This window comes from Collinsella tanakaei, assembly GCF_021531055.1.
GTDB lineage: Bacteria > Actinomycetota > Coriobacteriia > Coriobacteriales > Coriobacteriaceae > Collinsella > Collinsella tanakaei_B.
In genome coordinates this window covers 58,119-82,235 of the sequence record NZ_JADYTL010000007.1, presented here as the reverse complement: position 1 = coordinate 82,235, position 24,117 = coordinate 58,119, and the positions used below count along the sequence as shown (strand labels likewise).

At 65.1% G+C, this 24,117-nt stretch carries 21 protein-coding genes and 2 tRNA genes; 2 read left to right on the top strand and 21 right to left on the bottom strand.

The features are described 5' to 3' along the window. Positions 1-22: 22 nt before the first annotated feature. The 5 genes from I6E04_RS07845 to I6E04_RS07825 all read right to left on the bottom strand — a co-directional run bounded on the left by I6E04_RS07845 (position 23) and on the right by I6E04_RS07825 (position 5,788). Complete coding sequence (locus tag I6E04_RS07845; protein ID WP_235422635.1) at positions 23-1,393, bottom strand: histidine kinase; 1,371 nt, start codon at positions 1,391-1,393, stop codon at positions 23-25. Beyond that, positions 1,369-2,577, bottom strand: a complete 1,209-nt coding sequence (locus I6E04_RS07840; protein ID WP_235422634.1) for a glycosyltransferase — start codon at positions 2,575-2,577, stop codon at positions 1,369-1,371. Before I6E04_RS07840 ends, I6E04_RS07845 begins: the two co-directional genes overlap by 25 nt. Positions 2,578-2,646: 69 nt before the next feature. After that, positions 2,647-3,228, bottom strand: coding sequence for a QueT transporter family protein (locus I6E04_RS07835; protein WP_235422633.1), 582 nt, complete (start codon positions 3,226-3,228; stop codon positions 2,647-2,649). Between the two features lie 115 nt (positions 3,229-3,343). Further along, entirely contained in the window at positions 3,344-4,594 is a 1,251-nt protein-coding gene (locus tag I6E04_RS07830; RefSeq protein ID WP_235422632.1) for an MFS transporter, read from the bottom strand. A gap of 249 nt (positions 4,595-4,843) precedes the next feature. After that, on the bottom strand, positions 4,844-5,788 hold the full coding sequence (locus I6E04_RS07825) for a zinc dependent phospholipase C family protein (protein ID WP_235422631.1): 945 nt from the start codon (positions 5,786-5,788) through the stop codon (positions 4,844-4,846). 287 nt (positions 5,789-6,075) lie between these two features. Between I6E04_RS07825 and I6E04_RS07820 the strand changes: the two genes are divergently transcribed. After that, positions 6,076-7,353 carry a C39 family peptidase gene (locus I6E04_RS07820; RefSeq protein ID WP_235422630.1) on the top strand — a complete coding sequence of 426 codons (1,278 nt, stop codon included), beginning with the start codon at positions 6,076-6,078 and terminating at the stop codon, positions 7,351-7,353. Between the two features lie 180 nt (positions 7,354-7,533). On the opposite strand, the gene arcC is transcribed toward I6E04_RS07820, so the two are convergent. The 8 genes from arcC to I6E04_RS07780 all read right to left on the bottom strand — a co-directional run bounded on the left by arcC (position 7,534) and on the right by I6E04_RS07780 (position 15,810). Continuing rightward, the gene (gene arcC / locus I6E04_RS07815; RefSeq protein ID WP_235422629.1) at positions 7,534-8,496 is read right to left on the bottom strand and encodes a carbamate kinase; all 963 of its coding nucleotides are present in this window, start codon (positions 8,494-8,496) and stop codon (positions 7,534-7,536) included. Between the two features lie 530 nt (positions 8,497-9,026). Then, positions 9,027-9,767 carry a hypothetical protein gene (locus I6E04_RS07810; RefSeq protein WP_235422628.1) on the bottom strand — a complete coding sequence of 247 codons (741 nt, stop codon included), beginning with the start codon at positions 9,765-9,767 and terminating at the stop codon, positions 9,027-9,029. Further along, positions 9,768-11,189 carry a Mur ligase family protein gene (locus I6E04_RS07805; protein WP_235422627.1) on the bottom strand — a complete coding sequence of 474 codons (1,422 nt, stop codon included), beginning with the start codon at positions 11,187-11,189 and terminating at the stop codon, positions 9,768-9,770. Positions 11,190-11,449: 260 nt separating this feature from the next. After that, on the bottom strand, positions 11,450-12,481 hold the full coding sequence (locus I6E04_RS07800) for a CorA family divalent cation transporter (RefSeq protein WP_235422626.1): 1,032 nt from the start codon (positions 12,479-12,481) through the stop codon (positions 11,450-11,452). A gap of 70 nt (positions 12,482-12,551) precedes the next feature. After that, positions 12,552-13,319: a biosynthetic peptidoglycan transglycosylase gene (locus I6E04_RS07795; RefSeq protein ID WP_235422625.1), complete on the bottom strand. Its 768-nt coding sequence runs from the start codon at positions 13,317-13,319 to the stop codon at positions 12,552-12,554. Between the two features lie 103 nt (positions 13,320-13,422). Further along, complete coding sequence (locus I6E04_RS07790; RefSeq protein ID WP_235422624.1) at positions 13,423-14,580, bottom strand: Mbeg1-like protein; 1,158 nt, start codon at positions 14,578-14,580, stop codon at positions 13,423-13,425. Between the two features lie 676 nt (positions 14,581-15,256). Continuing rightward, positions 15,257-15,343, bottom strand: a tRNA-Leu gene (locus I6E04_RS07785). 89 nt (positions 15,344-15,432) lie between these two features. Further along, positions 15,433-15,810: a VOC family protein gene (locus I6E04_RS07780; protein WP_235422623.1), complete on the bottom strand. Its 378-nt coding sequence runs from the start codon at positions 15,808-15,810 to the stop codon at positions 15,433-15,435. A 309-nt stretch (positions 15,811-16,119) separates the two neighbouring features. Here I6E04_RS07780 and I6E04_RS07775 point away from each other — a divergent pair, with 309 nt between their 5' ends. Then, a complete protein-coding gene (locus I6E04_RS07775) occupies positions 16,120-16,743 on the top strand; it encodes a tetratricopeptide repeat protein (protein ID WP_235422622.1) in 624 nt (207 codons plus the stop codon). A 42-nt stretch (positions 16,744-16,785) separates the two neighbouring features. Here I6E04_RS07775 and I6E04_RS07770 read toward each other — a convergent pair whose 3' ends face one another. The 8 genes from I6E04_RS07770 to I6E04_RS07735 form a co-directional block, all read right to left on the bottom strand. Continuing rightward, the gene (locus I6E04_RS07770; protein WP_235422621.1) at positions 16,786-17,976 is read right to left on the bottom strand and encodes an MFS transporter; all 1,191 of its coding nucleotides are present in this window, start codon (positions 17,974-17,976) and stop codon (positions 16,786-16,788) included. Positions 17,977-18,457: 481 nt separating this feature from the next. Further along, a tRNA-Leu gene (locus I6E04_RS07765) sits at positions 18,458-18,542 on the bottom strand. 50 nt (positions 18,543-18,592) lie between these two features. Next, positions 18,593-19,561, bottom strand: coding sequence for a Ppx/GppA phosphatase family protein (locus I6E04_RS07760; protein WP_235422620.1), 969 nt, complete (start codon positions 19,559-19,561; stop codon positions 18,593-18,595). A gap of 10 nt (positions 19,562-19,571) precedes the next feature. Then, complete coding sequence (locus I6E04_RS07755) at positions 19,572-20,072, bottom strand: hypothetical protein (RefSeq protein ID WP_235422619.1); 501 nt, start codon at positions 20,070-20,072, stop codon at positions 19,572-19,574. Positions 20,073-20,672: 600 nt separating this feature from the next. Continuing rightward, on the bottom strand, positions 20,673-21,962 hold the full coding sequence (gene eno / locus I6E04_RS07750) for a phosphopyruvate hydratase (RefSeq protein ID WP_235422618.1): 1,290 nt from the start codon (positions 21,960-21,962) through the stop codon (positions 20,673-20,675). Between the two features lie 201 nt (positions 21,963-22,163). Then, complete coding sequence (gene mazG, locus I6E04_RS07745) at positions 22,164-23,009, bottom strand: nucleoside triphosphate pyrophosphohydrolase (protein WP_235422617.1); 846 nt, start codon at positions 23,007-23,009, stop codon at positions 22,164-22,166. Positions 23,010-23,011: 2 nt separating this feature from the next. Next, positions 23,012-23,581 (bottom strand): phosphodiesterase, encoded by a 570-nt coding sequence (gene yfcE, locus I6E04_RS07740; protein WP_235422616.1) that lies wholly within the window; start codon positions 23,579-23,581, stop codon positions 23,012-23,014. A gap of 78 nt (positions 23,582-23,659) precedes the next feature. Then, on the bottom strand, positions 23,660-23,992 hold the full coding sequence (locus tag I6E04_RS07735; RefSeq protein ID WP_235422615.1) for a hypothetical protein: 333 nt from the start codon (positions 23,990-23,992) through the stop codon (positions 23,660-23,662). Positions 23,993-24,117 lie beyond the last annotated feature (125 nt).

Below are 24,117 nucleotides of genomic sequence, written 5' to 3'. Positions count from 1 at the left end.
TGCGCGCCCGCATACCGTGTTGCTATTCTACCCCTCTCTGGCCGAGAATGCTGTTTTCCAAATCGAGCTTGAACGAAACGGTGGTGCCACGGCCCACCTCGGACTCGACATGCGCACAGGAACGCGGCCCGTAAAAGCGCCGGATGCGCTCGGAGATGTTGTGCATGGCCACGCCGGCGCCCCCGCCTTGCGGCGAGGTGTGGTCGGGGGCCTCCTCGCGCTCGTCGAACAGACGCGCGGCGGTCTGCTCATCCATGCCCGCGCCGTCGTCGGCGACCTCGATGAGCACCGTCCCCTCCTCGGGAACGCTCGCCCGCACCGCGATATGCAGCGCCCCCTCGTCCTTCATGCCGTGTCGCACGGCGTTCTCGACGAGCGGCTGGATGATGAACGCGGGAACCGGGGCACCCTGGGCGGCCGACGTCACGTCGAAGGTGTCCACGATGCGGTCCTCGCCGAAGCGCGCCTTCTCGAACAGTAGGTAGCGCGCGGTCTGCGAGATCTCGCGCGACAGCGGGATGAACGAGCCGGAGTTCTCCAGCGTCGCCCGATAGAACGACGAGAACTCGCGCAGCAGCTCGCGGGCGCGCAGAGGATCGGTCCGCGTGAGCGAGGCGATGGTGTTCAACGTGTTGAACAGGAAGTGCGGGTTGATCTGGGCCTGCAGCGCGCGTAGCTCGGCGCGGGCCGTCAGCTCGTCTTGCAGCTCCAGCTCGTGGATGGCGAGCTGCGTGGACAGAAGCTCGGCGAAGCCCGACGCCAGGGCGTATTGCGTGCGGTTCACGTCATGCGAACGGTGGTAGTAGAACTTGAGGGTACCCACCGCCTTGTCGCGCACCTTGAGCGGCACGATGATGCCCGCAGGGATGGCGCGATGGGGCGTGCGCTCGCTCGGCACGTCGACCATGTGGGTGAACGACTGGGCCACGCCGTGCTCGAGCACGTAGCGCGTGGCGGGCGTGTGAATCGGCGACCCCGGAGGGAAATCGGACTCGAGCTCGCCCACGCAGGCCAGCACGCGCGCGTCGTCGGTGACGGCGATCGCCATGGCGCGCGTCTCGGGCAGCAGGCGCTGGCAGATCTCCTGCGCGCTGCGCTCGTTCAAACCCTCCTTGATGATCTCGAGCATCTCGGACGCCGTGGACAGCGCCTGCTCGGTGTAGAGCGAGCGCAGCGAATCGGGGTTTAGGCACAGGTAGATGAAGGCCACGAGGATCACGCAGAGCAGCGCGCAGGCGATGACGGCCACCACCGGATCGAGCCCGTGCGACAGGGCGTACACGCAATACGACGCCAAGGCGAGCGCGCACACGATGGCAAACGCCCGCAGACGCGGCAGGATGCGCGTCCGCGACGAAATCCGCTCGCTTAGATGCTTGAGCTTGCGTGGCATGTGCATTCCTCCAACATCCGGACCAGGTCCCCATCGTTCCATAGACCGTCCATGATGCTGGGCCAAAAGCTCTGGAATTTCAAGTACTTCGTCTTGTTCTCGGCGGCATAGCGCTCGGCGCGCGCACGGCCATCGCGCCAAATGCGCATATAGCCCTCATGCTCGTTGGTGAACAGCATGCGCGCCGCGGCGGTCTTGCGCACGCGGTCGTCGAGCTCGTTGGAGAACCACGGCCCCGGATAGGGCATGAGCGAGGCGGGCGTCACGGGCGTCAGGTCATGCTGGCCTGCAGCGTAGCTGAGCTTCGCGCGCTCGTAGTACCAACGGTAGACGTCCTGCATGAAGCGCGGCGAGCGCTGCTCGGTCGCCGGCGGCAGGTGCTTGACCGCCCATTCGTTGTCGAACCACACATCCAGCCCGTGCATGCGCATGTTGAACAGGTAGTCCATGTCCTCGCCGCGCGTGATCCACGGGTCGAACGCCACGCGCGTGAAGGCGCGCGCGTGCAGGGCGAGGCATCCGCCGCATACGTAGTTGGACCGCGAGATGCGCGTTCCGGCGAGCGCCCGGCGCATCCAACGGTTGAACTCGATGCGCTTGGTCCACCAGCGATGGTTGATGTCGGCCTTGGAGGTGTCGGCGAGCGGCGAGCCGTTCCGGTCGAAAAAGTACCCGCTCTTGGCGAGGATCGGCAGGCCCTGGCGGGTGAGCTGTCCGAGTCCGTAGAGGGCCTGCTTCACGAAATCGGGTCCCAGGACGAGCTCGTCGTCGTCCAAAAAGATCACCGTGTCGTGTGCCAGGATGCTCGCGACGGCGAGACCCATGTTGCGGATGGCGCCGTATCCGCGCAGCGAGACGGGCTCGCCGGGGGCCTTCGGGGCGATATCGTCCACGCGGTCGCGCACGCGCTTCGCCTCGGTATTGGTGACGATGGTGACGGTGAGCGCGGGGTGCGCGCGGGCGATCTGCTCCACCCGCTCGCGCGCCGCCTCGGTCGTCGCCGGCGGGCACACCACCAGCACGACCACCGGGCACATATCGCGAACCTGCTCCAACGACTTGAGGCAGGCATCGAGCTCGGGGGAGGGGTTGTGCAGGTCCGTACTGTGATCGTAGGCGCCAGGCGCGTGGGCATCGGCGGAGTCCATCGCCCAATAGGTAGGAATCACGATTACGGGGTTCATGAACACCCCTTTCCCGCGCCAGATGCCATACATACGGCAAGCGGGACCGCACGACCCCTTCCCGTCTGCCTACTTGTCTGTTGTACCCAACTCCGCAAGCCCCTGCCGCACGATATGTGTTTTGGACAGCGAGCGGTACAGCGGATACCCCAAAGCATACATCACGACCGCCTCGCCGGCACCCGTGGTCACCAGACCGAACAGGTACATGAGCGGCCAGGAGCCATCGAGCGAGATCGCCGTGAACGGGATGGTGTAAAAACCGGCACCCATGAGCAGGATGGGCAGGTACGCCGGGACGATGAGCGCGTTGGCGAGCACGGGACCGGCGAGCGCCACGAGCGGATGGCGGCGCATCTTCCAGGTGAACAGCGCGCCGGCAAAGGTCGCCAGCGAGCCGAACACCACGTCGAGCAGACCCAGCGCACCGGTACCCGAGATGACGATGTTGGCGATGTTGGCGATGGCGCACCCCAGCGTGAGACCGGGCACGGCCGCCGGCGTCACGAGCGCGAGGGCGCACAGCGCTTCGGAGATGCGGAACTGGATGGGGCCCCAGGCCAGGCTGCCCAAGAAGAGCAGGGCGATGAGCGTGCAGGCCGCGTAGGCGGCGGCGATCACGCCGGCGTGGGCGATGTGGGTCGATTTCATTGTCTTCGGTCACCTTCTATACGATCGGAGGGCTTTACTGATCGCCAGCAAAGCCCTCCGAGTACAAGGTGCGTGGTATGGGCGGCGCCGGTCCCGCGCACGGTGTGCCCGTGCGCTATGCCGCGCCCCTCATGCGGGAGAGCTTTACTAGCATGACAAGGCCCACACCTAAGAGGATCCCGATGGAAAGCACTCCTAAAGAAGGATTCCCCGTGAGCGATGTCACGACCGATACTAGCAGAGTTCCCATGACCGAGGCGTACCGTCCGAAGATATCAAAGAAACCGTAGTATTCGTTGGCGCGCTCCTTGGGGATGAGCTTGCCGAAGTAGCTGCGCGAAAGCGCCTGGATGCCACCTTGGAACAGGCCGACGGCGATCGCGAGGATCCAAAACTCCGCCGCGGTCTTGAGGAAGAAGGCGGCGAACAGCACGATGCACACGTAGGCCGCCACCGCGACCATGATCATGCGCAGCGTACCGAACCGGCCGGCGAGGCGCCCGTAGGCGATCGCCGAGGGGAAGGCCACGAACTGGGTGACGAGCAGCGCCAGGATGAGCTGGGTCGAATCGATGCCGAGCGAGGTGCCGTAGGTGGTGGACATCGAGATGACCGTGTGCACGCCGTCGATATAGAAGAAGAACGCGACCATGTAGATGAGGATGGCGCGGTCGGAGGCGATGCGCTTGAGCGTGGTCACCAGGCCGCGGAACGTGCGGGCGATCTCGGAGGCGACGGTCTCGCCGGGGGCCAGCTCCTTGCCGTAGCGCTGACGATAGGTGCGCAGCAGCGGCAGCGTGAAGGCGAGCCACCAGGCACCCGTGATGACAAACGACAGGCGCGTGGCAAGCATCATGTCGAGCCCGAGCAGGCTGGGTCCGAGCATGATGAGGGCGATGCACACGATGAACGGGACGCAGGAGCCGATGTAGCCCCACGCGTAGCCCGAGCTGGAGACGTTGTCCATGCGTTCGTCGGTCGTGACGTCGGGCAGCATCGCGTCGTAAAACGTCATGGACGAGTTGAGGCCGATCGTGCACAGTACGTAGACGGCGAGGAAGGGCGCCGCACCCATGGGGATGGCCTGCGCCAGGCACAGCACGAGGCCGGTGAGGAAAAAGCCCAGGAAGAACTTGATCTTGTTGCCGGCAAAGTCCGCGAGCGAGCCCAAGATCGGCATGAGCAGCGCCACGACGAGCGACGCGACGGTCTGGGCGTTGGCCCATGCGGTCACGAGCTCCGCCGAACTCGCCCCGGTGTTGATGGCGTCGAAGTAGATGGGCACGACCGAGGTGTTGAGCAGCACGAGGGCGGAATTGCCCACATCGTACATGACCCAGTTGCGCTCGAACTTGGTGTATTGCATGGACGGGACTCCCTTAGCCGCGCGAATGCTAACCCGTCTATGGTACGGCAACGGGCGTTTGCCATGCATCAGGATTCCGTAAGGGCGCCCGGTGTCCCGAAAGGGGCCAGAGTGTCCCAAAAGGGGCCGGGAGAAAATTGGGACATCGGATATCAGGATGGGGTACCACGATACCGATCCCCGATGTCCCAATTTTCTCCCGGCCCCTTTTGGGACACTCTGGTCCCTTTCGGGACACCGGGCGACAGGCTACTCGTCGCCGGCGTACTCCTCGCCATCGTCCAGGACACGGCCGGAATAGTTCATGTGGTGCGTGACGGCCGCCATATCGCCACCCCGGATGAACAGCGCCGCGGTGCGTCCGTAGTCGTCAAGCGCGCGCTCGAACACCTCGGGGAAGCTCTCGCTCGACTCCGTGCGGGTAAAGGGGTCGATCCACCTGCGGTGCGCGAGATTGCCGGCCCCCGCGGGGACCTCGGCGGTCACGCGGTGCGCGAGCGAGGCGAGCAGCGAGAGGGTCGAACTGTAGCCACCGAGCGCCGACAGCACCCGCTCGCCACCAGAACCCGCCGGTTCGATCAGACGATAGGCAAGCTGCATGTCCGACACCGCGCCACCGTACTCCGCACCGCCGACCTCGAGCCCGTAGACGCTGCGGGCGATAAAACTCGTCAGAGCGCCCGCGACCTTGTTGATGCGCTCGCCGGTGGCCAGCTCCTCGGCGGGAGGATAGTCGGCGCACGTCGCGCCGTCGCGCTTCTCCTGCAGCATCAAGACGTCCAGGTCGCCCTCGATGAGCGCATGGACCTGGCTGCCCTTGGTCTCGAGCTCGGCATCGGCCTCCTGGATCCCCCATTGCTGCGCGTACACGAACGGGTGCGCGATGCGATCGAGCGCATAGTGCGACAGCAGGCCGAGCGCGAACGCCCGGCCGATGGCGGCGTCGCGGGCGGGCAGGCGCGACACGCCGTCGCGAAGCGCCTGGAACTGCCGCGTCACGCGCGCGGCATGCATGTGATGGCCGAGCTCCATGCACGAGCGGATGTTCACCGTGCGCACGCGGAAGAAGAACGGATCGGGGCCTTGGTTGCCGATGAGGAACGCCGCGCGCTCCTCCCCCGTGGAAACGGTGCCCGCAGGCAGGCGCTCCATGCTCTCTTCGCCGAACAGGTGATGGGTGATCAATGCAGGCATATCCGGTCCTTTCACGCACGAGCCGCCGCAGGCGACGACTCCTTGCGCTATTATGCCCAACCTTCACGCATCCATATGACCGTTTCCGATTCTCCCGCCTCGATTTTTCCTGAACCGCCGGCGATCGCCTTCGACGATCCGCGCACACCCGTCGCACGTCGTCGCCCGATAGCCGTTTATCGGCGCGTTCCGACCAAGCCGCCAAAAAGGTCTTGCACCTGCAGGGACGATGCGGGCAGGGTAATATAGGGACGTTGGCATCCGTTTATGCCGAGAGGGGGTGTCCTATGGGAGATTACGACCGGGATCGCGACCGCGATCCGTACCGCGAGCCCCGCGGCGGCGGGCAGCGCGTCTCGCAGGGCACCTCGCGCCGCAGCGTCAGACTCGCATCGAGCCGTTCGTCCGCCGAATCCTCCGATTACTCCGCACGCCGGGCCTCCCGCACCGACGACTGTCGCGCCCCGAGCGCGGGGCCGGGCGACGCAAGCCGACGTGCCTCCTCACGCTCCCGCGGCTCCCGCAACTCGACGTATCTCCGTCGGGGCTCCCGCACGTCCGGGCGGCCCAACGTGTTCGTGAGCCTTATCGGCGCCATCGCGGACACGATCGCCTCCGCGATCGGCGGGTCGTGCGGATACGACCTCAGCATACGCCATCACCACGGCTCCTCGAACCAGCTGCACAGCACGTTCCGATCGGGATCGGCCGCCTCGAGCTCCAGCTCGTTCCGAACGCTCGGAAGCACCGGCGGCCTTCAGCGCGGCGGCTACGGCAGCGGTCGGCAGTCCTCGGTCATCGGACGCCCGCTCCGGCGTGGATACGCGTCCTTCTCCCACGGGGGATCTCGCCGTGGGCGGCGAGGCGGCTGGCAGGCACGGCCCGTACGCACGCTGTCCGCCGCATCCATCGCGATTCCGGCGGTGGCGCTCTCGCTCGTCCTGTTCCTCATCACCTCGGTCGCCATCACCACGCCCGCCGGCATCGAGCCCGATACCGAGGCGACGAAGCTCAACGTCGGCGTGCTCTCGCCGTCCGATTTCCCCATGTCGACGCCCGTCGACGAGTGGAAGCAGGGCGAGATGCCCCATCTGTATCAGACGGACGTCCGCTGGTGCAACCTTCCCTACGGCGGCGACACCGTCGCCAAGAACGCCTGCGGCCCCACGGTCATGGCCATGCTGTACGTGTATTTCACCGGCAACACCGATATGGACCCGGGCAGCATGGCGAGCTGGGCCGAGCTCAACAACTACGTGCCCACCGGTGCGACGGAATGGTCGTTTATGACCGACGCGGCGTATGCGTTCGGGTTCTACGCCGAGATGATCAACCCGACGCGAAGCACCGTGGAAAACGCCCTGCGCAACGGCAATCCCGTCGCGTGCTCCGTACGGCCCGGCGACTTCACCAACGTCGGCCACTACATCATCCTGGCCGGCATCGACGAGAACAACATGGTCACGGTCTACGACCCCAACAGCCCCGAGCACAGCGCGCGCAAATGGGATCTCGTGCGCGTGCTCAACCAGACCGCCATCGCCTGGGTCTACTCCGCCGCCTGATCCGGTGTCCCAAAAGGGGCCAGGAGAAAAATGGGACATCGCGGCGGGCTACCCGCCGCGATGTCCCATTTTTCTCCTGGCCCCTTTTGGGACACAAAACCCCGCTGGCCACCGAGAAGGTGGCCAGCGGGGAAAGGAGAGAGGACCCTTGTGGGGGCGGCGCGGCTTTCGCGCGGCCCGCTAGGCGTAGATGCGGGTACCGGAGAGGCCGGCCATGGTCTCGGCGGCCTTCTCGAGCGCGCCGATGATGCAGACGCGACCCTTGCGGCTGCGGGCGAACTTGATGGCGGCGCGGACCTTCGGCTCCATGGAACCCTTGCCGAACTGGCCCTCGTCGGCGTACTTCTCGGCCTCGTCGGCGGAGATCTCCTCGAGGTCGGTCTGATCGGGCTTGCCCCAATTGATCGCCACGTGATCGACGGCGGTCAGCAGGAACAGCACGTCGGCGTCGCAGTCCTCGGCCAGAAGCTCGCCGCCCATGTCCTTGTCGATAACGGCGGCCACGCCCTTGTAGCAGCCCTTATCGGAGTAGTCGCGCACGACGGGGATGCCGCCGCCACCGCACGCGATGACGATGAACTCGTTATCGAGCAGGTTGAGGATGGAGTCGGCCTCGACGATCTTCTTGGGCTCGGGCGAGGCGACGACACGACGCCAACCGCGGCCGGAGTCCTCGACGAAGGTCATCTCGGGATTCTCCGCCATGATCTCCTTGGCCTGCTCCTCGGTGTAGAACGGACCGATGGGCTTGGTGGGGTTGGCGAACGCCGGATCGTCCGGATCGCACTCGATCTGGGTCACGACCGTGGCGGCGTGCCAGCGCTTATAGCGACGGTGCATCTCGCGGCCGATGCCCTGCTGCAGGTGATAGCCGATGTAGCCCTGGCTCATGGCGCCGCACTCGGGCAGGTCCATGGTGGGCGTACCGATGGCGTCGTGCGCGGCGGCGAAGGCGTTTTGGATCATACCGACCTGCGGGCCGTTGCCGTGGGTGATGATGATCTCGTTGCCCTGCTCGATGAGGCCCAGCAGCGCATGGGCGGCGTTGTTGACGCGCTCGATCTGCTCCTTGGGGGTGTCACCGAGGGCGTTGCCACCGAGAGCGACGACGATGCGGTCGGGCTTGCCGAAAGGCTTGGACATGGGGAACCCCTTTCTTGATGGCGCGTGCTGCCCCGCTGGGCGCCCGTGCGCTTCCAGTACGTTATTGAGTATACTCAGCAATCGGATTTTTATTCATTTTCTTATCGCCGACCGGCGAACGGTACCTTTTTGCCGCCCAGCGTATATTTTGATTTCTAATCTGTATTTTCACAGGTAAATACACTCAATTAAACGCTCTATCAACCGGATTGATCCCTTGTCCGTTTCGGATACTTATGGCAGTGCATCTGTATTTTTATGCATATGCGCCGATTCTGATACACAGGTGCACCGGCAAGCTAAAGCGCGCGCTGCGGTTTGCGCCCACCCGCATAAAGCCGCATCCCCTCGACAGGTTCGTTGGGGACGTGTTCGGTTCAACCCATTGCCGGCGATGGGTTGAGACGAACACGTCCCCAACCGACCCAGGAACGCAAAAGCCCGCGCCGCGTGCCGGCGAGCGGCTTGCGGCGCGGGCTCACTGTCGCTCGCATCGATCTGCATGCGAACGCGGCATTGCACGTTATCGGCTAGATGGGCATCTTGATGCCCGGGGTCTTGAACTCCTCGACGCGCTTGCGATAGGCCGCGAGCGCCTCCTCGCGAAACGCCGCGCTCCGACCCTGCTCCCCCGTCACCAGCGTCATCAGGTACTCCGTGAACAGCGGGTTCAGCGGAAGCAGCGGGCCGCACAGCCAGGTCGCGAACAGATTGCCGCGGCGGAAGCCCTCGATGCGACTCCGGCGGTTGAGCCCGAAGCCCACCTTGGCGGTGCAGAAGCCCTCCTCGGCGTTATCGCCCTGCGCCTGGGTGAACTGGATCTTGTAGCCCACGATGTCGATCGGATCGGCCGCGCCCGCAGGCTCGAACGACCCCAGGAATACCTCGGCGATGCGCTCGGAGAGGTCCTGGGTGACGGTGAAGTCGAACAGGCCCAAGCCCTCGATCACGCGTCCGTTCGCGAGCGTGATCGACGTTCCGAGCAGCTCGGCGGCGCTGCCGGTGAACAGCATGACGCACCCCTGCTCGACCAGCTGCTCCAAGCGCGCGCGATACGGCTTGAGCTTGGCGGCGACCTTCTCCTGCTCCGCCTCGGTCATGTACCCCATGTACACGAACGACACGTCGCGCGTGACGAAGGCCGGCTCGTCCGAAAACGAGGTCTCGACGAACTCGGCGTCGGGCAGCGACGCCTTGAGGTACATCATGTTGCCGTTGTCGCCGCCCTGGTTTCCGAACTCGGGAAAGAGGCTCTCGATAACCACTGCCATTTACGCGACCTCCTTGCCCTCGATCAGATGCGCCAGGTGATTGCGGCTCTCCTCGGCGACGTGCTCGTTGTGGATCGCGTGCGAGTAGTACACCGTGTCCACGTGCTCGTAGTCGACCACGTCGGCGGCAGCCTTGCCGTCGGCGGCCTGCGCGATGCGCGCCGGATCGATGCCGGCGAGCAGCAGACGCAGCAGCATGTCCTCGGAGCGCACGCCCGTGACCACGATCTGCTTGATGCTCGGATCGGCCAGATACTCGAAGTCCGTCTCGTAGAACCAGCCGATGAACTCGGTGGACGTGGGATCTTTGGCCATGTAGTAGTCCTCGAGCATGAGCACGACGGCCTTGGTGCCCTCCTCGCGGCGGATGTTGGCGAAACCGCGCGAGCACGCCATGCCGTTCTCACCCTTGGAGGCGATGCGCACCAGGCGCTTGCCGCCCGCGACGACCTCGCTGTAGCGCGACTCGACGATGCCGACGCCGCCGGCGAGCGCATCGGCGATCTGCGTGGCGCTCAGACCGAGCGAGCGCGCGGTGGTGATGGCGGCGAGCAGGTTGTACAGGTCGGTGACCGAACCGGCGCTGAAGTGGTACTCCTGCGAGGGCGTACCGGCTTCGGCATTCTCGCGCACCGTGATGGACGAGCGCCCGTAATCGACCGCGATCGCCTCGAACTGCGACGCGGGATTGGTCAGTCCGCAGGACTCGCAGGTCACGCGGCCGATGTGGCCCAGATGACAGGAGTCGTAGCGCAGATGGCCGCCGCACACCGGACAGGCGTTGAGGTCGTTGACGATGCCCTCGGGCTCGGTCGTGTCGCCGGGCAGATCGCACATCGAGTAGTACACGCGCTGCTCGCACTGCGGCGCCAGACGGCCGCTGATCAGGTCGTCGGCGTTGAGGACCAGGCGCGACCCCGCGGGCAGCGCCTCGTCGACGACGTCGTACACGTAGCCCACGTGGGCGTTGCGCGTGAACGTATCGCGATACAGGTTGGTGACGACGATGAGCTCCGGCGTGATGTGGGGGAACACGAGGCGGGCGCAGCGCTCGTCGAGCTCCATGACCGACACGGAGCTGCGCGCGGAGCCGCCCATCGTCGCGTCCTTGATGAGCGTGCTCGCGATGCCCTCGGTCACGTTGCCGCCCTCACGGTTGATGAGCGGCTGCCGCCCGTTGGCGGCGAGCAGGTCGGCGACCAGGTTGGTCGTGGTGGTCTTGCCGTTTGTGCCGGTGACGAACACCATGTGCTCGGGCGTTCCGATACGGGACAGGAAATCCGGACAGATCTTCATGGCGATGACGCCCGGCAGCTGACCGCCGGCATGGCGCGTGAGGCGCAGCGCGGCCAAGGTGAACTTAGCAGCCCACAAAGCCGCGTAGAAGCGCGGGGTCTTGGGCTTTCGAGAGGTTTTCGGCATCGGTGCCTTCCTGGTCTCGGGTACTGGATTCAGCGTACGCGCTCGCGGGACGGCGCCGGAAATCCGAACACCCCATCGGAACGCCCGCGCATCCGCGTTTCCGCGAACGCGCCAGCGCACCCGTTTGCGCGTGGACCATTATGGATTATCCCAGCATAGGGCACGTGGAGCACATACAAATAGCAGAGCACTTCTGCAAAGTGACCAAACTCCTGCCGGCGCGTCGCCGCCATGCCGGTACAGGACGCCGCCCCGTGCTCCTACCGTCGGCGCGCGTGGTCGCCCCGCTCGCGCCCACCCCGCCTGTGGCCGTCCGTTCCGCGCGCACGGGCGTGCGGTCGCATCTCCCCCGCGAAGTGCAGCCAGCCGCGCCGCCGGAAGAACAGCACCTCCGCCGCAGCGATCGCCAAGCACACCACGACGACGAGCGCGTAACCCCATGGCCGGCTCATCATGGCCATGTTCGGGAAGTTCATCCCGTACCACCCGGTGATGAACGTCAGCGGCATGAAGATCGTCGCGATGACCGTCAGCCACTGCATCACGCTGTTCTGCCGCGTGTCGATCGCTTCCTGGTACAGGCTGTTGAGCTGCAAGCTGTAGTCGCGCAGGGACTCAAGGCGCGTCGTCAGGCGGTCGAGGTGCCGCTCGAGCGCCTTGAAGCGCAACCGGTCGCCGTCCGGCACCGCGCTCCCCGCGCTCTCCGCCAGCTCCGAAGCAACATCCGACAGCCCTTGGTACAGGGTGTCGAGCCCCAACAGGCGACGCGAATCGACCCGCATCTTGTGGCGATCGATGCGTGTCGACCCGTTGAGCAAGCGCTCCTCGATGACCTCGAAGTCGTGGCGCACGCCGGAGAGCTGCGCTGGGTGGTCGCGCACGGCGAGGCGCATCAGCTCGCACAGGGCGCTCGCCGTACTCGGTGTGGCGAACCCCTCATCGGCGATCGTGTCCAGCGCGTTGGAACAGGCATCGACCTCGCCGATCAGGCACAACCGGTCCCGATCGAGCAGGAACACCACGGGATGCCTATCGGCCGTGCCGATATCGTCCGTCGGGGCGACGACGATACCCGCCATACCCGAGGCACGCCGCTCGACAAACGGAATCGTCGCGTGGGGAAGCTGCCGGAACAGCTCCGCGACCACCCGACCGTGGGCCTGCGGATCGAACTCCGCAAGATCCATGAGCTCGACGGTCCCCTGCGGCAAGTGCTCCGCCCGCTTGTCATCGGGTCGGTCCTTCGACACCGTCCGCCCGAGCCTTTCGTCTTCGATATACCATCGCTGCATATGCCGGCCTCCTGCCACGCGTCTGCGTACGTTGTACCCAGACTGCACGCGCCGCGTGCGGATGAGCCGCCTACGCCGGCGCGTTCGCGGGCGCTGCCTCGAATCCCCCGGTGCCGCCTGCGCCGCCCTCGCCTGCGCCGCCCTCGTCTGCGCCGCCCTCGTCTGCGCTGCCCGGGTCGTATCCGTATTTCTCCATCTGCGCGACGACCACGCGGGCGCGCGCCGCGGCGGCGTCGGGGTTGGCAGCGAAGTACTCGGGGGCGTTGGGAAAGCCCGCCATGAGAGCGCACTCGTAATCGCTCATCTCCGACGGCGCGCACCCGAGGTATCCCGGAGCCGCCTGTCCGATTCCCGTGTAGCCGCAACCGTAATACGAGGAATTGACGTACAGCTCCAAGATCTCGCGCTTGTCGAAAGCCGCCTCGAGGTCGTGCGCCATGAACACCTCGGCGACCTTGCGCGAAAAGCGCTTCTCCTGCGTGAAGAACAGGTTCTTGGCAACCTGCTGGGTGATGGTGCTTCCACCCTCATCCAAGCTCATGGTGCGGATATCGTTCACGGCGGCACGGCAGATGCCGATCAGGTCGATGCCGCCGTGGGTGTAGAAGCGATGGTCCTCGATGGCGACGATCGCATCGAGATAGCGCTGCGGCAAGTCGTCGACCGAGGTGTATCCGGGCTGCTCGCGCAGCTGGGCGACCGCCTCGTCGATGCTCAGACGATCCAGCGCGTCGCGGTACATCCCGTAACCGCGCCATACCGTCACCGCGCCCGCAAGACAGATGGCGATGCCGACCACCAGCAGAACCCGTTTGACGATTGTCGCCGCGAATCGCATCGCACACCTCCTCACCCGCCCTTGTTCCCGCAAACCATGCGGCCGTGTCGCGCAAATCGCGTGGCGTGCCTAACGGTTTTGCAAGGTTGGGGTCGCGCCGGACCTACTCGGCCAAGGCGAGCAGCCAAGCCGCCGCATCGCGGCCGAGTCGCTTGGCAGCAAGGTTCGCCACGTCGCGCAACGCCTGACCCAGCACCTCGCTCGAGACCGGATCGAGCTTGCGGGACACCTCGATGAGCCGCTTGACCGACTGATTGCCGCCCCTCAGCACGTCGAGTGCATCGCGGGCTCCGCTCGCCTCGACCGCTTTGCCCACCGCGTCGACGACACGCTCTATGGTCGCATCGTCCATGCTTTCCAGCCATTCGGCGGAGATGTCATGCAGCATGCGGGAGGCGTCGCTCACGGCGTCGAGGTACTGGAAGTCGTCGCCAGCGACCTCCCACGAAAAGACGTTGTGCTGCTCGATGCCCGCCGCCTCGCTGTGCACGACATGCTGCTCTATGGGGCAATCGAGCAGCATGCCCACCACGCCGTCCTGCGGGACCGTCACATGGATGCGCCCGGCCAGCCGTTCGTAATCCTCTTGCGTGAACGCGCCGCGCTTGAAGCCGGGAGCATCGTGGCACCACACGCGCTCGATGCGATAGCGCACCCGTTCCGAGCAGGTCAGCGCCGCGAACAGCGCCAGATTGCCGCCCTTGGAATGGCCGCCGACATGGAGCTTTCCCGGCAAGCGGTCCGCCACCGACTCGAGGTATTCCATGGCGAGCGTCTGGGCGCGAACGACCGGCTTGTACGCCATGTCGAGATTCTCGCGCCATCCCACGAACGGCGCATCCGTCCCCCGAAACGCGACGTAGGAAAACTCATCGCGCCACGTAAACGACATCGCACCGAATTGGGTATGCGTCTTCTCGTCCACCACGCAGCGGTGGACGCGTACCTCGATGTCGCGAAAACGTGGACTGGCGAGCAGCAGGAACAGACAATGCTCGATATCTTGCGGTGCCAGGCCGGTGAACATGTCGTCGAACAGCTCGGCACGGGCGAAGTCGGCGAATCGCGATGATCGGGTGCACGGCGACAGCATCGCCACCGCACGTTCGACCGCGCCCGTCGGCGCCTCGGGGAGCGGAGCGACGACACGCTCGCCGTTCAGCATGACGGCCTGCGTGAAGATCGCCGAATCGACCGGGTTGAGTGGTTTGTCGTCAAACGATGCGAACTCGCTTTTGAGATATTCGAACAACGTAGACATATCCGATGCCTTTCGTGGCGTGCGGACAGGGTTGCTCGACTTGTACCCATCTGCCGGACGAGGGTGTCCGCCGAGGTACCGAAATGGGTATCCGACCCGAGACACGTAACATGTTGCGCGCACTCTGCACGTCAGTTTGCTCAAACGGGAGGTGCCGATCCCCCTGAAAAACCTTCGTTCTCGCTGGCAGTTACAAAAATGCAGAGTTTCTAGTTGAAATCAGTCCGTTACCTGATTCCGTTATGTCCTTCTTGGCTTATTTGTCCGGTTTATGGCGGCAAAACTGAGACCAGATAGAGGCTCGAGCACCCACAGCAGGCCCAAACCGGCTCATGGTCGCTCGAAATAGGTTGCCGAACGCCGCAAAATCCGCCTTGCCAACTAGAAACTGTTCATTTTTGTAACGGGCGGCTGAAACGAATATAAAACCGACCCCCTACAGCAAGCCTCAGAATTTCAAGTGTTGAACACTTGAGCCCACATGAAGTGAACATGTGGCTCAACATGCGTCCACGGTCGGCATCCGCCGCGCAGGCGCTGCGGCGCTTCGCGCCTTGCGCGCTCCGTGGCCAACGGCTCGCGCCGTCGGCTCCACTCCGCGCCTTCGCAGGTTCAAGTCCCTGCAGGGTGCCCGGACAAGAAAAAAGGCACCTTTGCAGGTGCCTTACATCTCAGATGGTGCGGGCGAAAGGACTTGAACCTTCACGGGGTTGCCCCCATATGGACCTGAACCATACGCGTCTGCCAATTCCGCCACGCCCGCGTGCCGTTCAATTCTAGCAAATCGCGCGGCAAGTGCAAGCGGTTTTTTCAACGAATCTCGCACCACCCCGCAAAACGGCGAAAACCTCGTTACTTGTCCGAGGTCAGATGAATCGCGAACCCGCCGATCTCCTGCTTGAAGTACACCAAGCGCGTCGAACCGTCCGGATTGAGCGCGCGGGAGTCCTCGTTGATCTCCAGGCCACGCTCGCTGAACCACTTCTCCGCCGCGGGCATATCGTTGACATGGAATCCGATGTGCCCCTTGGTTCCGCGACCGTTCTGCTTCATCATCTCGACCAGCGTGTCCGAGAACACCGAGACGGGCGTGTCGCGCGCCTCAAGACCCATGAGCGACGAGAACTCGCCCGCGATGCGATCGGCATCCGCCGGGTCGGTCGCATTGATGCCCACGTGGGCGATGTACATGTCGAACAGCTCCACCGGGTTCTGATTCGTATCTGCCATATCGGTTCCTCTCTATCCATACGCCACGGCGTCGGTCGCCTTTTGGCCACGACACCGCAACGCAAACCGCCACCTTTGTACCGCTTACCCACCGCGAGGGCAAACGAATCATGCTCCGCATGATTGCAGAGCATCCCCGCGAGAACAATGGTCGACAGGACAGGGCCAGGGCGCCAACCTGGTGACCACGACGTCTGCCGCCCCGTGCGGGCCCCTCGGCTGCACGGGACGACGATTTGCGAGATAATACCCCAATGCCTATTCGCCGCACCGCGCACCACGCCGATCGGTGCGCAAGCTGGAGGAGCCATGGACCCGATTCAGATTCTGACCATCGTCACCATCGTGATGTTCGTCGTGCTGGCGATCATCTCGATCGTCATCGTCATCAACAAGCGCCGCACGTTCGCCAAGCTGACCATGCTGCTCGAAGAGAAGCATTACGACGAGTTCTTCCGCCTGATCGACACGCCGCTCACCCGCCTGACCTTCCCTGATTACAACCGCACGTACTTCAAGCTCAACGCCTATATGGTCAAGGGCGACGACAAGCAGGCCCTTGCCACCCTCGACGACTTGCTAGCGCGCAAGACGAGCGCCGAGCAGCGCGCCGACCTGGTGATCAAGGCGTTCAACGTCTACATCAGCCTCAACAAGGGCAAAAAGGCCAAGAAGATGCTCGACGAGATCGAACAGCTCGACCCCTCGAAGTACAAGAGCTCCCAGGACGACTGCCGCATGATGTACGACATCGCCGTGCTCAAGAAGTACAACTACATCGACAAGATGGAGCAGGCGCTCGACAGGATGACGGGCCCCGCCCGCGGACAGATCGAGTACCTGCTCGCCCTGCAGTATCAGAACAAGGGCGACATGGCCAAGCGCGACGAGTACCTCAAGAGTTCCGTCGCGCGCATCAGCGAGAATTCGTAGCGGCTGCCGCGCTCACCCCCACCGTGGCGCCGCGGACATCGCCTACCTAGCAGCCAGCCGCTTTCGATAGGCGCGCTGGAACAGCAGGGAGGCGACAAGCACCGCAGGGAATACCATCGCGCACAGGATACCCACCTTCATGTCGCCACCGGCGAGATCCGACACCATGCCGACCAGCGTCGGACCGACCGAGCAGCCCACATCGCCGGCAAGCGCGAGTAGGGCGAACATCGCGGTCCCTCCGCGGCGGAGCGTCGCCGCGGCGCGGCTGATCGTACCCGGCCACATGATGCCGACCGCGAAACCGCACATCGCGCAGCCGATCAGGCTCACCACCGGCGACGGCGCCAAACAGGTGACGAGATAGGCGACGACACCGAGGCATGCGCTCGCCAACATGGCGGCATCGAGGTCCCAATGTCCGCCGAACTTGGCGTACAGGGCGCGCGCCGACCCCATGAGCAGCGCAAACGACATGGGACCGGCCAAGTCGCCCACCGTCTTGCCCACACCGAGCCCCTGCTCGGCAAAGGTCGACGCCCATTGGCTCACCGACAGCTCGCTTGCACCGGCGCAGAGCATCATGAGGGCGAGCAGCCAGAACATCTTACGGGAGCACAGCTCGCGCACGGTCATGCCCGCGTCACCGTCGTCCAGAGGCATCGAGATCGGAGTCCGGCATAGCACGAGCCCGTTGCCGATCGGAACGCATGCCCACAAACACGCCAAGATGTGCCAAGCGACGGTTCCGAACACGGCGAAAAACAGGGTGGACAGCAGCACGACGCCCACGCTTCCCCAGCAGTAAAACGAATGGAGCAGGCTCATCGAGCCCTCTTTGTTCTCGGTGGGGCACGCCTCGACGATAGGGCTCACGAGCACCTCGATGATGCCGCCGCCGACGGCGTAGACGATAACCGCCGCGAGGATGCCCGCGAACGGGTCGACGACCTCGGGCAATACGGCGAGCAGTATGAGTCCCGCCGCAGCCAGCGCATGGGCGCCGACCACGGCCGCGCGATATCCGACCGCGTCGATGAACCGAGCCGACAGCGCATCGACCAACAGCTGCACGATGAAGTTGACGGTGACCAACAAGGTGATCCGGGTGAGCGGAATGCCGTATGCGCTCTGGAACGTCACGAAGAGCAGCGGGGCGAAGTTGTTGACGACCGCCTGCACGATGTATGCGACGAAGCAGGCTCGCAGCGTGGTCTGGTAGGTGAATCTCATCTCGCTCCTTCTTTCGGCTATCCGCTTGGCATGATAGCGGACACCGCGCGAATGGGTTGAAAGGAACACGTCCCCAACTGACCCACTAAACTCCGTGCTGACAGAAGAGACTCCGTACTGACAGTGAAAACTCGGTACTGACACGAGATGACGAAAATCGACTCGTTGTGTCAGTTGTGAGTTCGAGCTGTCAGTAGAGAGTCTTGAATGGGTTGAAAGGAACACGTCCCCAACTGACCCAGAGTCCGGGCGACGGGCCCGAAACGAAAAAGGGCCCCGTCGCCGGGACCCGATTCTACCTGGTAGGGGCGGAGGGACTCCGCGCGCCCGGCGGGCGCGCGCCCCGCTTCGGGCGCCGGGCGCCCTCGCGCGCTGCGCGGCGGCCGCTCACGCGCCCGCACGCTCCGCGCCCTTCCGGGTTCGAGTCCGGGCGACGGGCCCGAAACGAAAAAGGGCCCCGTCGCCGGGACCCGATTCTACCTGGTAGGGGCGGAGGGACTCGAACCCTCAATCCTTACGGCGAGAGATTTTAAGTCTCCTGCGTATGCCAATTCCGCCACGCCCCCGTGGTGGCTAAGTGTAGCACGTCGATGCGACGGCGCGCGAGGAGCTCCGCCTAACGGGAGAGCTCGGGGGTCCAGCCGATCACGGGCATCTGGCCGCGCAGCACCTCGCCGATCGTGTTGGCCATGCCCACGAGCAGGCTGTTCTCGCTCACGGTCAACGCCTCATAACCGCCGGCGCGCATCAGCTCGCGGATGATCACCGCGCCGCCGAGCATGACCGGCGCGCGCTTCGGCTGGATGCCGGGCAGCTCCGCGATCTTGTCGGCGGGAATCGAGCTCATCATGTCGATGCACGCCTGCACGTCGGCAAGCGACAGCTCATGTAGATGCACGAAGGACGAATCGTATACGGCGAGCTTGTGGACCATCGCCACGAGCGTCGTCACCGTACCGCCGACCGCGACGAGCCGGTCGGGACGGCACGCACACGTGCGCCAGTACGTCTCGAACTGGTCGCGCGCCCACGCGGACGCCGCGTCGATCTGCTCGGCCGCCGGCGGATCACCCGCCAAAAACCGGTCGGTCACACGGCGGCAGCCGATGTTCAGCGAGCGAACGCCTTCGAGCTCAAGCGGCATACCCGGCGTGTACGCACCCACCGCGAACTCCGTCGAGCCGCCGCCGGAATCGGCCACGGCGATGCGCTCGCCGGAAAAGTCGTGCGCCACACCGTAAAACGTCAGCCGCGCCTCGATCTCGCCCGGAATCACCTGCGGGCAAAGCCCGAGCGATGCCAGCTTGCCGACCAGGTCCTCGCCGTTTTGTGCATCGCGGGCGGCACTCGTCAGCGTCGTGCAGACGGCATCGGGCCCGAACGCCCGAATCTCGCGGACGAATCCCGCGACCGCCTCGTACACACGTGCGATTGCAGCATCGCTCAAGCGCCCCGTCGCATCGACGCCCTCGCCCAGGTCGGTGATGACCGTGCGCTTGGTGGATTCGACCACGCGCCCATCCTCGATACGCGCCGTCAACAGACGCGACGACACCGTTCCCAAATCGATTGCAGCGACGAGCATGCGTCTTCCCCTACTCTCCCGCGGACTCTCCCGTAGAGGACGTCGTCTGGCCCTCGACCCCATCGAAGAAGAACAGCGTGTCGAGCACGGAGAGGTACCAAGGCGTCTCCTGTGCGACGGCCTGCTCGGCATCGGAGACCTCGCCGGACGTCATGACGTTGCCGCTTCCCACACCGGATGCCTTATCCGCATCGGCGTCGTCCTGACCGGTGACCTCGATGCGCGTCTCGCCGGGAAGCACCATGCCGAGCTTGCGCGCGGACTGCTCGATCCCCTCCTGCGAGAGGTAGCCGTCCACCTCGTCCTGGAGGGCGCTGTTGTACGAATCGCGCACGGCCACCTGGCGCGTGAGGATATCGTTCGTGCGGTACGCGACATAAAAGTCGCGGATCGGCAGGTAGAGCCCGATCGCCACGGCACCGATGACCAGCGCGTAGAACAGCGCCCTCGTGGGTCCCGTGACAAAGGAGTAGATCGCCTGGATGAACTTGCTGTCCGCGGCGTATCTCATGAATCTTGAGGCGCCGCGACCGGACCCGAAGCGGGTGCGATCCGTTTCTCGTCGCTCGGAACGCCCATCTGCCCGCATGCGCCCCCGAGGCGAATCGGGTCGCACGCCGCGTCGATCTTCCGCACGGAATCGGCCCGGAGACGATGGACGGCCGGTCCGTATCGGCGAGTCCCGATCGTACTCGGGGGCACGGCGCTGCGGCGTGAGCGGACGGGGGCCGGCGCCGGCAAGTGCGGCGGTCGCCCCGGCGTATGCGGGTGCCTGGGCGCGTCGCACGACGTCGTCGCGGCGACGTGCCGATGCCAACGGCACGGGATTGTTTCGGTAATCGTTCATGGGCGCCTTGTATGGTTGAGGTTCGTGTGCGCTTATCGTTGCATTCAGTTATACCACGCGGCCGCGGCCGCGACGGCGGCGGTTCGCAAGCACGCGAAAGACGCACGCCTTCGACGCGTCCGTCGCATGCGGCGCGGCGCCGAGGCGATCGTGCCCCGGCGCCGCGCGAAGGAGGGAAAGCGAGTTGGCGGCATGCGTCAGCGCCACGCGGCACATGCCGGACGAGACCTCTGAAGCATCATGCCGAGGTCCCGCGTTCAACGGCTACTTGATGTTGTAGAACGCGTCCTTACCGGCGTACTGCGCGCTCGTGTACAGCTCGTCCTCGATGCGGATGAGCTGGTTGTACTTGGCGATGCGGTCGGAGCGGCACGGAGCGCCCGTCTTGATCTGGCCGGCGTTGGTGGCGACGGCGAGGTCGGCGATCGTGGAATCCTCGGTCTCACCGGAGCGGTGGGACACGATGCAGGCGTACCCGGCCTTCTTGGCCATCTCGATGGCCTCGAGAGACTCGGTGAGCGAGCCGATCTGGTTCACCTTGACCAGGATCGCGTTGGCCGCGCCCATCTCGATGCCCTTCTTGAGGCGCTCGGTGTTGGTGACGAACAGGTCGTCGCCCACGAGCTGGACCTTGTCGCCGATGCGCTGGGTGAGCTTGACCCAGCCGTCCCAATCTTCCTCGGCAAGGCCGTCCTCGATGGAGATGATCGGGTACTTCTCGACGAGCGCCGCCCAATAGTCGATCATCTCGTCGGTCGTGAGCTCGCGGCCCTCGCCGGCGAGGACGTACACGCCGCGCTCCGCGTCGTAGCACTCGGTCGTAGCGGGATCCATGGCGATCATGAAGTCATCGCCGGGCTTGTAGCCGGCCGCTTCGATCGCCTTGACGATGTACTGCAGGGGCTCCTCGTTCGTGGCCAGGTCGGGAGCGAAGCCGCCCTCGTCGCCCACGCCGGTGCTGTGACCGGAATCCTTGAGGACGCTCTTCAGGGTGTGGTACACCTCGGCGCACCAACGCAGGCCCTCGGTGAAGGTGGGGGCACCGACCGGCATGATCATGAACTCCTGGAAGTCCACGTTGTTGTCGGCGTGCACGCCGCCGTTCAGGATGTTCATCATGGGCGTGGGCAGCAGGTGGCCGTTCACGCCGCCCAGGTACTGGTAGAGCTCCAGGCCGGTCGCCTGTGCGGCGGCGCGGGCGACGGCGAGGGACACGCCGAGGATGGCGTTGGCGCCCAGATTGCCCTTGTTGGAGGTACCGTCGGCATCGATAAGGGCGGCGTCGACGGCACGCTGGTCGAAGGCGTCCATGCCGATGACGGCGTCGGCGAGCTCCTTGTTCACGTGGTCGACGGCCTTGGTGACGCCCTTACCCAGGTAGCGGTCCTTGTCGCCGTCGCGCAGCTCGACGGCCTCGAAGGCGCCGGTGGAAGCGCCGGAGGGCACCATGGCGCGGCCGAAGGAGCCGTCGTCGAGCACGACCTCGACCTCGACGGTGGGGTTACCGCGGGAATCGAGCACTTCGCGGCCGTAGACATCCAAAATCTCGCTCATCTTTGAGTCCTCTCTCTAGAGCACACTGCCTTGGCAATAGGTTATCCAAAGCAAACTTTATACAGTATGCCCGCTTTTCAGGACTCTATGCACGTGTGTTGGGGACCGGTTCACAGCGCTCGACAGCGCGCGGGCGCAGGCTTCCCGTGCACGCGCGCATAGGAGGCGGATGTCCCCGGCGGACGACCGCCCCGCATCATGTCAGTGTTTGATGTCGTCCCACAGCTCGTTGAGCTCGGCGGTGGAGAGACTCTCGAGCGCAATACCCCGCTCGAACGCGACGTCCTCCATGGCGGCCCAGCGCGCTCGGAACTTGGCGGTGCTGGCACGCAGGGCGCTCTCGGCGTCGATGCCCTCCTTGCGTGCCACGTTGACCAGCGCGAACAGCAGATCGCCGAACTCCATCTCCCGCGCGTCGCTTCCCGGCTCCTCGCGCTCGAACTCGGCGCGCTCCTCGGCGACCTTGCCCCATACGTCGGCGACCGTATCCCACTCGAACCCGACGGCCGCGGCCTTGCGCGAAACCTTCTGCGCCTGCATGAGCGCGGGCAGCGAACGCGGCACGCCGTCGAGCAGGCCGGCGGGACGCTCCTCGGCGGCAGCCGCATCGGCGTCGCGCGCCTCCTTCTCGGCAAGCTTGACCTGATCCCAGATATCGAGGACCTCGTCGGCATCGCTTGCCGCCGCATGCTCGCCGAACACATGGGGATGGCGCCGGATCAGCTTCTCGTCGATGTCGCGTGCCACGTCGGCCATGGTGAACTCGCCCGCATCGGCCGCGATCTGCGCGTGCAGCACCACCTGCATGAGCACGTCGCCCAGCTCCTCACGCAAATGCGCGATATCGTCGTCCTCGATGCAATCGACGGCCTCGTAGGCCTCCTCGATCATGTTCTTCGCGATGCTCGCATGCGTCTGCTTGCGATCCCACGGGCACCCGTCGGGCTGACGCAGACGCCAGATGGTCTGCACGAGCGATTGCAGCTCCTCGCGGGCATCGACGAGCGTCGACAGGTCGCGTCCCGCGCCTTCGTTCGCGTTCGCCATGGCTACTCCTCCTCGAGCACCACGTGGCGGAACGCCTCCGCCACGGAAAGCCCGCTCTCGTAGATGCCGTAGCTGTGCGTCCCATCCTTGGGGATGGACACGCTGCCCGGGTTGAACGCCCAGATCGACGGCGAGCCCGGCACGGCCTCGTTCACCTTGACGTGCGTGTGGCCGTACACGATCGCCGAGCCCTCGGGCAGCTGCGGTAGATTGTCCACGCTGTTGTGGAACCCCGCGCCGAACACGTGCCCGTGCGTGCAGAACAGCTGGCGGCCGTCGGGATCCATCACGGTCGCGCTGTCCGCCATGCAGGGGAAACCGAGCACCATCTGGTCGACCTCGGCCTCGCAGTTGCCGCGCACGGCGATGAGGCGGCCTGTCGCCGCAAGGTCGTTGAGCAGCGGGATCACGCGCTTGGGCGCGTAGTCGCGCGGCAGGTCGTTGCGCGGGCCGTGATAGAGTAGGTCGCCCAGCAGGATGATGCGGTCGGGCGCCTCGAATTCGACGGCGTCCATGAGGCGGCCGGCCCAGTAGGCCGAACCGTGGATATCGGATGCGATCAGGAATTTCATCGGTCTTCCCTTCGTATGGTTTCCAACATCGGACAGGGCGCGGCCGCGCCGTTCGGCCGCGTGCTGCGCGCGTTCGCGCTAGCGAGACGGCTCGCGACGCACGCGGTAGGCGACGTAGGCGTAGGCCGCCACGATCAGCGCGTTCATGACGACGGAGAAGATGAACTCCCCCTCCAGCACCAGCAACAGGATATCGCATGCGTTCGCCCACAGCGCGAGCACGGTGACCAGGAAGAGCTTGGCAACTCGACGCGGCTCGCCCGCGGTCTTGAGCCCCGCGATCCCTAAGATGAGCGAGAAGGCGACGGACAGCACGATGCTCACGACCTGCAGGGGTTCCATCGAGGTCCCCGAGGTGGAGAGCACGCGCGCGGTGATGCTCAGGTCGACCGCGCCGACGATCGCCAACACGCTCAACGCCTTGAAGGCCCTCTGCAAAACCGACATCTCAGCTCACCCCGCCCTACGTTGACGAACGGCGCCCATGCGGACGCCCGCGGCCATTGTACCCCCGATGGCGGGGCGCGCATGATGGC